Genomic DNA, 11,336 nt, shown 5'->3' with positions numbered 1-11,336 from the left:
GCCGGGAAGCGCCCCCTTCGGCGTACGTGGTGCGTGCCGCTGTGCCGGTGTGTGCGCCGGCGTTACGGGGCCGGAGCCCCGAGCGGCGGGTCAGTCGGCCGCGGGCACCGAAGCGGCGTCGCCCGTGCCCTGCGTGGCCGCATCGCCCTGCGCGCCCGTCTCACCCTGGCCCGTGGCGCCCTCGGCGGTCGCGCCGTCCGCCGGCGTGCCGCCCGTCGCGCCCTCGGCCGCACCGGGGGTCTCCGCGTCGCCGGTCGCGCTGCCGGACGGCGTCGGGGTCGGCTCGGGGGCGGGAGCCTCGGCCTGCGGGCTGGGGCCGAAGTCCTTGAAGAAGCCCTCGGCCGGGAAGACGCTCGCGCCGAGGCCGACGTCGCCGGTCCGGCTGAGCTTGAAGACGACCTGCTGGACATCGCCGTTGCGCGCGGCCTCGCCGCTGTTCTCGATCACGGCGGCGGCGTTGCCCTTGCCGCCGATGATGACCTGACCGCCGGCCGGGACCACGATGGGGCCCTTGCCGCCGGCCGCCTGGAGCTTCACCTCGACGTCGCTGCCGGGCAGCGTGATCGCCTCCAGCACCTCGCGCTCGGTGCCGGCGTTGAACAGCGTCGCGGCCACGACGGCGGGGCCGTCCGCGCCGGCGCCGGGCTGCGTGATCACGTTGGCGTTCTGGACCTTGATGTCGCCCACCGTCGTGGCCGGGTTGTCCGGGCGGATCTTGAGCGTCTCGGCGTTGTTGCCCGCCGCACAGGCGGACAGGGAGAAGATCGAGAGCGCGGTGGCGGTGGCGGCGAGAGCGCCGTGTCGAAGGCTGCGGCTCACGGCGGCGGCAACTCCTTGAACGTTCGGACTGCGGGCTTCGGACGTCGGGCGTCGAGCGGTGGTGTAAAGCCGCCCTAAGGGTGTGTCAGCGGCCTTAGGCTACCGAGCCGCCGCGCCCGCCCTGCACCCGACCCGCCTCTTGGCGGGGTCTCGTCCCGCCTGCAGGGGCAGTCTCGTCGATCAAGGGCGGGTCCGCGCCGCCTGCCGGGTGTTCTACCGGTCGGTAGGTCGTGTGCCGTTCACATAATCCGCGTGATCAATTCTTCCGGACGTCCCGCCGCTTCTCCCATTCCTGCTTACCTTCCCTGCTTCGCTTCCCCGCTGTGCGGCTTCTTCGCCTTCGTCTTCGCGGCGGAAAGCGCCGTCCGGTGCGTGGCTTGATCAATTTCATTGCGTCCGGGCAGTTGCGTCCGTACGGGTGAGCGGTCACCGAACGGAGTACGGAATGATCGCCATCTTGAAACCGACAAAACGGGACTTTCGCCCTCTTCTGTAGGGCTTCCGGGCCGTGTGACGTGGATGTTTCGCTCCGGGTGCACAGTGGCTCCGACCTGCGAATACCGTCTTCCGGAAGCCTTCCGCAGCACGTTCGTGTTGCTGTTGTCAAGCCCCGAGATATGCCCTGACCTGCGAAAACGCCATTCAGGAGATGCAGTTCTCGTGTTACTCTGGATAGCCACGGAAGGGGTACCTGTCACATGACGTTCAAGGTTGGCGACACCGTGGTCTATCCCCATCACGGGGCCGCGCTGATCGAGGCTATCGAAACTCGCCAGATCAAAGGCGTGGACAAGACCTACTTGGTGCTCAAGGTCGCCCAGGGCGACTTGACGGTTCGTGTGCCGGCGGACAATGCGGAGTTCGTGGGCGTGCGCGACGTGGTCGGGCAGGACGGGCTGGACCGGGTCTTCGAGGTGCTGCGCGCACCGTATGCCGAAGAGCCGACGAACTGGTCCCGGCGTTACAAGGCAAATCTCGAAAAGCTCGCCTCCGGCGATGTCATCAAGGTCGCGGAAGTCGTCCGTGACCTGTGGCGTCGGGAGCGCGAGCGCGGTCTCTCCGCCGGAGAGAAGCGCATGCTCGCCAAGGCCCGCCAGATCCTGGTGAGCGAGCTCGCCCTCGCGGAGAACACGAACGAGGACAAGGCCGAGGCTCTGCTCGACGAGGTCCTCGCGTCCTGAAACCGGATCACCCGGTCGTATGAATGTGCCGCGGTGCCCGCTGACCAGTCGTTTTCACGCTGTGTCGTCGGGCGCTGCGGCATGTTCGGACCCGAATCCGGTGCCCGACTGCCGGTAACCCCGTGCCCGCGGTGGTGATTCCGCGTACGTGGTGGCCGCCGGTGAGGCGACCCCCGGTGCTGCGTTGAGCATCGGTGTTGCGTGAGCGCGCGTTGCGACCTGTGCTCGACCGGGCGGGCGGTCACGGAAGGGGCCCGGTGCGAGTCAGGGCGTCACGCCCGGCTCGCTGGGCCTCTACCCATGTCGGTCGTGGAAACAAACCTGCCGAACCTTCGGACCTTCGGAGTGCAACCGATGTCATCGACGCCACCCCCGACCGACCGGCCGCGCCCTCCCCGTACCGCCGCGGTGATCCCCGCGGCCGGGCGGGGCGTGCGGCTCGGGCCGGGCGCGCCCAAGGCCCTCCGGGTGCTCGGCGGGACGCCCATCCTGATCCACGCCATCCGCGCCATGGCCGCGTCCCGCGCCGTCTCCCTCGTCGTGGTCGTCGCCCCGCCGGACGGCGCGCCCGAGGTGAAGCACCTGCTCGACGAGCACTCGCTGCCCGAGCGCACCGACTATCTGGTGGTGCCGGGCGGCGAAACCCGCCAGGAGTCCGTGAGCCTGGGCCTCGACGCGCTGCCCGAGGACGTCGCCGTCGTCCTGGTCCACGACGCCGCCCGCCCGCTGGTGCCGGTCGACACGGTCGACGCCGTCGCCGCCGCCGTACGGGACGGAGCGCCCGCCGTCGTCCCCGCGCTGCCCCTCGCCGACACCGTCAAGGAGGTCGAGCCCGCCAGAACGCCCGGGGAACCGGAGCCGGTGCTCGCCACCCCCGTACGGGCCAGGCTGCGCGCGGTGCAGACGCCGCAGGGCTTCGACCGGGACACGCTGGTACGGGCGCACGCCGAGGTCGCGGTCGACGGCGAGGGTGCCACGGACGACGCGGGCATGGTGGAACGCCTCGGCGCGCCGGTCGTCGTCGTCCCCGGCCACGAGGAGGCGTTCAAGGTGACCCGCCCGCTCGACCTGGTGCTGGCCGAAGCGGTACTCGCCCGCAGGAGGGCCAACGATGGTTTCTGAGATCCCCGGCGCGGGAAGCCCCGCGGTCCCCGTCATCCCGCTCGTCGGGATCGGCACCGACATCCACGCCTTCGAGGAAGGCCGCGAGCTGTGGTGCGCGGGCCTGAAGTGGGAGGGCGAGGGCCCCGGCCTCGCCGGCCACTCGGACGCCGACGTCGTCGCGCACGCCGCCTGCAACGCGCTCTTCTCCGCCGCCGGTCTCGGCGACCTCGGGCAGCACTTCGGCACCGGTCGCCCCGAGTGGTCCGGGGCCGCGGGCATCACGCTGCTCACCGAGGCCGCCCGGATCGTCCGCGCCGAAGGTTTCGAGATCGGGAACGTCGCCGTCCAGGTCGTCGGCCTCCGCCCGAAGATCGGCAAGCGGCGCGAGGAGGCGCAGAAGGTGCTGTCCGCCGCGGTGGGCGCCCCGGTCTCGCTCTCCGCCGCCACCTCCGACGGCCTCGGCTTCACCGGTCGCGGCGAGGGCGTCGCCGGCATCGCGACCGCCCTGGTCTACCGGACCCGCTAGCCGTACGCCGTACGGCCGCCGCCTGCTGCACATCACTTGCACGTACGCTGAAGGTGCAAGCGATGTGCGGTACGAGGCGGGAGTGGCACCGGTGACCAGCGCGACCACGGTGATGACGGGGACGACGGTCGACCGGACAGTCGGCCGGGCCGATGCCGGCAGCGGTCACGGGGGCGCCGGGTACGCCCTGCGCACCGCCACCGCCGACGACCTCGGCGGGGCGCGGGCCGTGATGCTCGACACCGTCTACCGCGACCTGAAGTCCGGCTACGTACCCCGCTGGCACGCCGACATCATCGACCCCGAGACCGCCTACCTCCGCCCGGAACGCTGCACCCTGCTCGTCGTCGAGCACCTCGGCGAGATCGTCGCCACCGGGGCCGTACGCGACCGGGGGCCGCAGGCGCCGCCCAATCCGCAGTGGGTCGCCGACCGCTTCCCCTCCGGGACCACCGCGCAGCTCTGCCGGATCTATGTGCGCCCCGAGCACCGCAGGCACGGGCTCGCCCGGCAACTGGTGCGCGAGCTGGGGGGGTTCGCGGCGCGAGCGGGCGGCTACACGGCCCTGTACCTGCACACCGACCCCGCCGTGCCGGGCGCCGAGCCCTTCTGGCGCTCGCTGGCCCGTGAGGTGTGCGACGAGCGGACGCTGCCCGGGGGCGGGCAGGGGATCGTCCACTTCGAGCTGCCGATGCCGCTCCTGGGCGCCGCCCGCACCCCCGCCCAATAGATGACAATCGTTTTCATATAAGGTCGCTCCCATGCTCACGCCCCGCCGCCTCCACCGCGCCGCCCTGCCGCTGGCCGCGACCGCGCTCCTCGCCGCCGCCACCGCCTGCACCTCGTCGGGAGGGCCCAGCGGCTCCGGCGGCGACGAGCGGCTGAAGGTGGCCCTGGCCTTCCCGCCCGCCCAGGCCATGTCCCCGTACGGCGACGACGCCGTCATCCTGAGCCGGCTCGCCGTCGTCGAGGGCCTCACCCGGCTCGACGAGAACGGCGAGGCCAAGCCCGCGCTGGCGACGGCCTGGAAGCGCGACGGCGACCGGGCCTGGGAGTTCACCGTCCGCGGGAACACCGTCTTCCAGGACGGCAGCAAGCTCGACCCCACCGCCGTGGCCCGCTCGCTGACCGCCGCGCAGACGGCGTCCCCAAAGCCCCGGGTGCTCTCCGACACCACCCTCACCGCCACGGCCGAGGGCGCGGACACCGTACGGATCACGACGAAGGACGCCGACCCGCTGCTGCCCCAGCGGCTCGCCAACCCCTCGCTGAGCATCCTGTCCGCCGCCGCGTACGGGAAGGGCGGCGACAAGGCCAACCCCGCCGGGCACGCCACCGGACCCTTCACCCTCGCCAAGGTCAACGGCGCGGTCAGCGCCACCCTGGAGCGCAACGACACCTACTGGGGCGCCAAGGCGAAAGCTCCCGGCGCCGACGTGAAGTTCGTCGCCGACGGCACCGCCCGCGCCAACGCGCTGCGCACCAAGGACGTCGACGTCGCCGAGTACGTCCCGATCTCGCAGGCCTCGCTGCTCGGCGACGGCATGGTCCACGAGTTCCCCTCCGCCCGCACCAACGGCCTCTCCCTCAACACCGAGCGCGGCGTCTTCGCCGACCCGGCGATGCGCGCCGCCGCCCGCGAGGCCATCGACTCGGGGGCGCTGGTCGACGGCGTCTACGAGGGCCGCGCCGACACCGCACAGGGGCTGCTCGGCCCCGGCGTCCCCTGGGCCGCCGACCTGCGCACCGCCCCCGCCGGCCGCGCGAAGGCCGCAGCCCCGGCCGAGGTGAGGAAGACGCAGCAGATCGTGCTCGCCACCTACACCAACCGGCCCGAGCTGCCCGAGGCCGCCACCGTCGTCCAGCAGCAGCTGGAGAAGCGCGGCTTCACCGTCAAGCAGGTCGTCCGCGACTACGCGCAGATGGAGGCCGACGCGCTCGCCGGGAAGTACGACGCGTTCATCCAGGCCCGCAACACCCTCCTGGACACCGCCGACCCGGTCTCCTACCTGGCCTCCGACTTCACCTGCGACGGCAGCTTCAACATCACCCAGCTCTGCGCGAAGCCCGTCGACACCGCCGTCGGCAAGGCCGCGGCCCTCGCCGACACCGACGCCCGCCACCGCGCCGAGATGACCGCCGAGGCCGCGATCCTCGGCTCCGACGCCCTCGTCCCGCTCGTCCACGAACGCTTCGTGCAGGGCTACGACGAGGCCCGCGTCCAGGGCGTCGCCCTCGACCCCATGGAGCGCACCCTCATCACCGCCGACACCCGCATCGGGTGACCGCGTGAAGTACCTCGCCGGACGGCTCGGCACGCTGTTCGCCGTCGTCGCGGTGATCGGGCTGCTGCCCCGGCTGACCCGGACCGACCCCGCCCGCACGATCCTGCACGCCCGGTACGCCGACGGGGCCCCCACCCCCGAGGCCCTCGCCGCGATCCGCGCCGAGACCGGACTCGACGGCGGGCCGCTCCAGGTCCTGGGCGACTGGCTCGGCGGGCTCGTACGCGGTGACCTCGGCACGTCCTGGGTCTCCGGAGAGCCCGTCGGGCCGGACATCACGGCCGCCCTCGGCAACTCCCTCACCCTGATGGGCGTCTCGCTCGCCGTCGCCGCCCTGCTCGCCCTGGCGCTGAGCGCGGCCACCCTGCGGCGCGGGGCCGCGCGCCGGATCGTGCGCGTGCGCGCCGGAGTGGGCGCGGCGGTGCTCGCCGCACTGCCGGAGTTCCTGCTCGCCGCCGTGCTGGCCACGGTGTTCGCCGTGCACCTCGGGTGGCTCCCGGCGCTCGGCTGGGGCGCGCCCGACCAGCTCGTGCTGCCCGCGCTCGCCATGGGCGTACCGGCGGGGGCGCTGCTCGGCCGGCTGCTGGACGACGCCCTGCCCGGCGCGTTCGCCGAACCCTGGGCCCGGGCCGCCGCCGCGAGCGGGATGCCGCCCCGGCTCGTCGCCCGCCACGCCCTGCGCCGTACGCTGCCGGGCCTGCTGCCCCAGCTCGGCCTGGTCGCGGTCGGGCTGACCGGCGGGGCGGTCGCCGTCGAGACGCTGTACGCGATCCCCGGCCTCGGCGGTACGGCGCTGGCCGCCGCCCTCGCCCAGGACCTGCCCGTCCTTCAGGCGGCCGTGCTGGTGCTCCTGCTCCTCGGGGTCGCCGCGGGCCTGGCCTCCCGCCTCGCCGCCCGCGTCCTGCTCGGCCCCGCGCTCACCGACCGCGCGCTCCCCGCCCTTGTCGCGCCCCGCCTCCCCGGCCGCCGCGCACTCACCGTCGCCGCCCTCGTGCTCGGCGGCCTGCTCATGGCGGTCACCGTCGCGGGCCTCCTGCGCGACCCGCTCCACGTCGACACGGCCGCCCGCCTCGCGGGCCCGTCCGCCGGGCACCCCTTCGGCACCGACAACCTCGGCCGCGACGTCCTCGCCCGCCTCGGCCACGGCGCCGCCCGCACCGCGCTGGCCGCCGTGGCGGTCGGGGCCGTCACCCTGGTGCTCGGCCTGCTGCTCGGAGCCCTGCGCGCCGGGGCGCTCACCGAGACCGCGAACGCGCTCCCCGCCGTCCTCGCCGGACTCGTCGTCGCGGGCATCGCCGGACCGGGCCCCTGGGGCACCGCCGCAGCCGTGGCCGCCGTCGCCTGGGCCCCGCTCGCCGCGCACACCGCCGCCCTGTACACCCAGGAGAAGGCGGCCCCGCACCTCGCCGCCGCCGTCGCCCTCGGCGCGGACCGGGCCCACCTGCTGCGCCGCCACGTCCTGCCCGGCGTCCTGCCGCCGGTCGCCCGCCACGCCCTGCTCCGCATCCCCGCCATCGCGCTGGCCCTGGCCTCCCTCGGCTTCCTCGGCCTCGGCACACAGGCGCCCGCGCCGGAGTGGGGCCGGATGCTGTCGGAGAACATGCCGTACGCGGAACGCGCCCCCTGGGCCGTCCTCGCCCCGGCCGCAGCCCTCGCCGTCCTCGGCGCGCTGGCGGTCCTGACCTCGGCGGCCGTGCGCGGGCGCACCCCGGCGGGCCTGAGGGGCCTGAAGTGAACCGGCCCGCGTCCGCGCCCGCGCACAGTGACACACCCGCCGAAAGCCGCCGGTTCCGCCCCCGGCTCGCGAGCGCCCCCACCCCCTACCTCCGGCTCCTCACCGCCACCCAGTTCGCCTTCAACATCGGCTTCTACGCCGTCCTGCCCTACCTGGCCACCCACCTCGGCAGCGGCCTCGGCATGGCGGGCTGGCTCGTCGGACTCGTCCTCGGGCTGCGCACCTTCAGCCAGCAGGGCCTGTTCGTCGTCGGCGGCGCGCTCACCGACCGGTACGGCCCCCGGCCCGTCGTGCTCGTGGGCTGCGCCCTGCGGATCGCCGGGTTCGGCTGGCTCGCCTTCGCCGGATCCACGGCCACCGTCATCGCCGCCGTCCTCCTCATCGGCTTCGCCGCCGCGCTGTTCTCCCCGGCCGTCGAGTCCGAGGCCGCCCGCGAGGCCGTCCGGCACGAACGCGACACCGGCGCCCCGCGCGCCCATGTCCTCGCCCTGTTCTCCGCCGCCGGACAGGCCGGGGCGTTCCTCGGGCCGCTGCTCGGCTCGCTGCTCCTGCTGCTCGGCGGCGGCTTCCGGGCCGCTTGTCTCGCCGGGGCCCTCGTCTTCGTCGGCGTACTGGCCGGGCACGCCCACCTGATGCCGCGCGCGGAGCGCGTACCGGAACGGGCCCCGGAAGCCGACCGCGTACCGGAACGGGCCCCGGAAGCCGACCGCGTACCGGAACGGGCCCCGGAAGCCGACCGCGTACGGGAACAGGCACAGGCACCCGACGCCCGCACCCGTACGGCTCAACCGGGGCGGTCGTCCTGGCGCGCGGTGTTCACCAACCGGGCGTTCCTGCTGCTCTGCCTCGCGTACAGCAGCTATCTCGTCGCCTACAACCAGCTCTACCTCTCGTTGCCCGTCGAGGTGGAGCGGGCCACCGGGTCGCAGGCGGCGCTCGGCTGGCTCTTCGCGCTGTCCTCGCTGCTCGTCGTCGCCGCCCAGCTGCCGCTGACCCGCTGGTCCGCCCGCCGGATCGCGCCGCGCACCGCGCTCGTCACCGGCCTCGCGGTCGTGGCCGCCGGGTTCGCCGCCGTACCGCTCACACCCGGCGGGCCCGGCGGACTGCTGCCCGGCGCCGCGCTCGTCGTCCTGCTGACCCTGGGCCAGATGCTCCTGGTCCCCGCCGCCCGGGGCCTCGTCCCGGACCTGGTCGAGGACCGGCAGCTCGGGCTGGCCACCGGGGCGCTCTCCTCCGTCTCCGGGATCGCCGTGCTCGGGGGCAGCGCGGCGACCGGCGCCCTGCTGGAGGCGCCCGCGCCCGTGCGGTGGGCGGTGCTCGCGGCGGTCCCGCTGGCCGGGGCGGCGCTCGGGGGTGTCTTGCCGATCAGGGCCGGGTCCACGACGTCTGGCACGGCACCTCGCGGCGTTGCCGAAACGCCCGAATCGCTCCGCGATGAGGACGTTCCAGCGCCTTGCGATGCACCGCACCAGACGCCGCGGCCTATCCGACCCTGACCGGCAAGACACCCCCTGGCGTTCACCCTTCCGGCGGGACGCGGAGGGAAGGAACCGGGAGCGCGGGCGGTTGCCGGGTAGGAGCAGCATCGGAACACCGGACAGCTCCGACCGAACCGCAGCGCACAGGAGGACGTACGCATGACCGCCCCACTCTCCACCGAGCTCAAGAACCTGCTCGACACCCCCGTGTTCGTCAACATCGCCACCATCCAGCCCGACGGCAGCCCCCAGGTCTCCCCGGTCTGGGTCAAGCGCGACGGTGACGACGTCCTCATCTCCACCACCGTCGGCCGGCGCAAGGAGAAGAACCTCCGCCGCGACCCGCGCGTCACCGTGGTCGTCCAGCCCTTCGACGCCCCGTACAGCTACGCCGAGATCCGTGGCGAGGCGACGCTGACGACGGACGGCGGGCAGGAGCTGATCGACGAGCTCTCGGTGAAGTACACCGGCAAGCCGTACGCGGAGTTCAACCCGAACTCCGGCGCCGACGACCCCCGCGTGGTCGTCCGGATCTCGCCGCGCAAGGTCGTCGGCAGCATCTGAGGCGCGGACGAGGGGCGTCCCGGACGGTCCGTATGGCCCGTCCGAGGCCTCCCGTACCGCCGGAGACCGCTCTCCGGACCGGTCCGGGCCATCCCGGTACCAGAAAGTTGTCCCCGCGATCCCCAAGGGTCGCGGGGCACTGCTGCGGGCCTACTACCCTTGAGGCGTGACTATTCGCCTGCACGACACCAACGCCCGGCAGATCCGTGACTTCGTACCGCTCACCGCGGGCTGTGTCTCGATCTACCTCTGTGGCGCCACTGTCCAGGCAGCACCGCACATCGGCCACATCCGCTCGGGCCTGAACTTCGACATCATGCGCCGCTGGTTCACCTACCGCGGCTACGACGTCACGTTCATCCGGAACGTCACCGACATCGACGACAAGATCATCGCGAAGTCCGCCGAGCAGGGCCGCCCCTGGTGGTCGATCGGCTACGAGAACGAGCGCGCGTTCAACGACGGCTACGACGTGCTCGGCTGCCTGCCGCCCACCTACGAGCCGCGCGCCACCGGCCACATCCCCGAAATGATCGAGATGATGCGCGGCCTGGTCGAGCGCGGTCACGCCTACGAGGCCGACGGCAACGTCTACTTCGACGTGCGCTCCCTCCCCGGCTACCTGTCGCTCTCCAACCAGGAGCTGGACGACCTGCGCCAGCCCTCCGGCGAGGGCGAGACCGGCAAGCGCGACCAGCGCGACTTCGCCATGTGGAAGGCCGCGAAGCCCGGCGAGCCCAGCTGGGAGACGCCCTGGGGTCGCGGCCGGCCCGGCTGGCACCTGGAGTGCTCCGCGATGGCCCACAAGTACCTGGGCTCCGCCTTCGACATCCACGGCGGCGGCATCGACCTGATCTTCCCCCACCACGAGAACGAGATCGCCCAGGCCAAGGCCTACGGAGACGAGTTCGCCAACTACTGGGTGCACAACGGCTGGGTCACCATGTCCGGCGAGAAGATGTCGAAGTCGCTCGGCAACTCCGTCCTCGTCAGCGAGATGGTCAAGCACTGGCGCCCGATCGTCCTGCGCTACTACCTGGGCACCCCGCACTACCGGTCGATGATCGAGTACAGCGAGGAGGCCCTGCGCGAGGCCGAGTCCGCGTTCGCGCGGATCGAGGGCTTCGTCCAGCGCGTCACCGAGAAGGCGGGGGAGCCCGTCGCCCCCGCCGCCGAGGTGCCGCCCGCCTTCGCCGAGGCGATGGACGAGGACCTGGGCGTGCCGCAGGCGCTGGCGATCATCCACACCACCGTCCGCCAGGGCAACAGCGCGCTCGCCGCCGACGACAAGGAAGCCGCCGTCGCCCGCCTCGCCGAGGTCCGGGCCATGCTCGGCGTCCTCGGCCTCGACCCGCTCGACCCGCACTGGGCGGGCGAGAGCGACCGGGGCGAGGATCTGCACGGCGTCGTCGACACCCTCGTCCGCCTCGTCCTCGACCAGCGGCAGTCGGCCCGCGCCCGCAAGGACTGGGCCGCCGCCGACGCCATCCGTGACCAGCTGGGCCAGTCCGGCCTCGTCATCGAGGACAGCCCCACCGGCCCCCGGTGGACGCTGGGACCGCGCTGAGCACCCGCTCCGAGCAGCGAGATGGTGCCGCCCGACGATCCGGGCGGCACACTTTCCTTATACGTACGTACGTCTGA

Annotated in this window: 10 protein-coding genes; 9 read left to right on the top strand and 1 reads right to left on the bottom strand. The window is 73.3% G+C overall.

Going from position 1 to position 11,336, the window contains the following annotated elements; all coding sequences use genetic code 11:
- Positions 1 to 90: 90 nt before the first annotated feature.
- Positions 91 to 819, bottom strand: a complete 729-nt coding sequence (locus tag ACFWM7_RS07040) for a DUF461 domain-containing protein (protein ID WP_383256067.1) — start codon at positions 817 to 819, stop codon at positions 91 to 93.
- A gap of 698 nt (positions 820 to 1,517) precedes the next feature.
- On the opposite strand from ACFWM7_RS07040, the gene ACFWM7_RS07035 reads away from it, so the two are divergent.
- The 9 genes from ACFWM7_RS07035 to cysS all read left to right on the top strand — a co-directional run bounded on the left by ACFWM7_RS07035 (position 1,518) and on the right by cysS (position 11,259).
- On the top strand, positions 1,518 to 2,000 hold the full coding sequence (locus ACFWM7_RS07035) for a CarD family transcriptional regulator (protein ID WP_003953493.1): 483 nt from the start codon (positions 1,518 to 1,520) through the stop codon (positions 1,998 to 2,000).
- A 354-nt stretch (positions 2,001 to 2,354) separates the two neighbouring features.
- Entirely contained in the window at positions 2,355 to 3,122 is a 768-nt protein-coding gene (gene ispD, locus ACFWM7_RS07030) for a 2-C-methyl-D-erythritol 4-phosphate cytidylyltransferase (protein WP_383256065.1), read from the top strand.
- On the top strand, positions 3,112 to 3,630 hold the full coding sequence (ispF, locus tag ACFWM7_RS07025; RefSeq protein ID WP_383256063.1) for a 2-C-methyl-D-erythritol 2,4-cyclodiphosphate synthase: 519 nt from the start codon (positions 3,112 to 3,114) through the stop codon (positions 3,628 to 3,630). The genes ispD and ispF overlap by 11 nt, the downstream gene beginning before the upstream one ends.
- A gap of 112 nt (positions 3,631 to 3,742) precedes the next feature.
- Positions 3,743 to 4,360 carry a GNAT family N-acetyltransferase gene (locus ACFWM7_RS07020; RefSeq protein ID WP_383256071.1) on the top strand — a complete coding sequence of 206 codons (618 nt, stop codon included), beginning with the start codon at positions 3,743 to 3,745 and terminating at the stop codon, positions 4,358 to 4,360.
- 31 nt (positions 4,361 to 4,391) lie between these two features.
- Positions 4,392 to 5,915, top strand: a complete 1,524-nt coding sequence (locus ACFWM7_RS07015; protein ID WP_383256061.1) for an ABC transporter substrate-binding protein — start codon at positions 4,392 to 4,394, stop codon at positions 5,913 to 5,915.
- Positions 5,916 to 5,919: 4 nt separating this feature from the next.
- Positions 5,920 to 7,650: an ABC transporter permease subunit gene (locus tag ACFWM7_RS07010; protein ID WP_383256058.1), complete on the top strand. Its 1,731-nt coding sequence runs from the start codon at positions 5,920 to 5,922 to the stop codon at positions 7,648 to 7,650.
- Positions 7,647 to 9,146 carry an MDR family MFS transporter gene (locus ACFWM7_RS07005; RefSeq protein WP_383256056.1) on the top strand — a complete coding sequence of 500 codons (1,500 nt, stop codon included), beginning with the start codon at positions 7,647 to 7,649 and terminating at the stop codon, positions 9,144 to 9,146. The genes ACFWM7_RS07010 and ACFWM7_RS07005 overlap by 4 nt, the downstream gene beginning before the upstream one ends.
- Before the next feature lie 141 nt (positions 9,147 to 9,287).
- Entirely contained in the window at positions 9,288 to 9,692 is a 405-nt protein-coding gene (locus tag ACFWM7_RS07000; protein WP_367572663.1) for a PPOX class F420-dependent oxidoreductase, read from the top strand.
- Between the two features lie 166 nt (positions 9,693 to 9,858).
- Positions 9,859 to 11,259 carry a cysteine--tRNA ligase gene (gene cysS / locus ACFWM7_RS06995; RefSeq protein WP_383256054.1) on the top strand — a complete coding sequence of 467 codons (1,401 nt, stop codon included), beginning with the start codon at positions 9,859 to 9,861 and terminating at the stop codon, positions 11,257 to 11,259.
- The last annotated feature ends 77 nt before the right edge of the window (positions 11,260 to 11,336 follow it).

This window comes from Streptomyces sp. NPDC058375, assembly GCF_042723425.1.
Taxonomy (GTDB): domain Bacteria; phylum Actinomycetota; class Actinomycetes; order Streptomycetales; family Streptomycetaceae; genus Streptomyces; species Streptomyces durocortorensis.
This window is presented reverse-complemented; position numbering and strand designations above follow the sequence as displayed.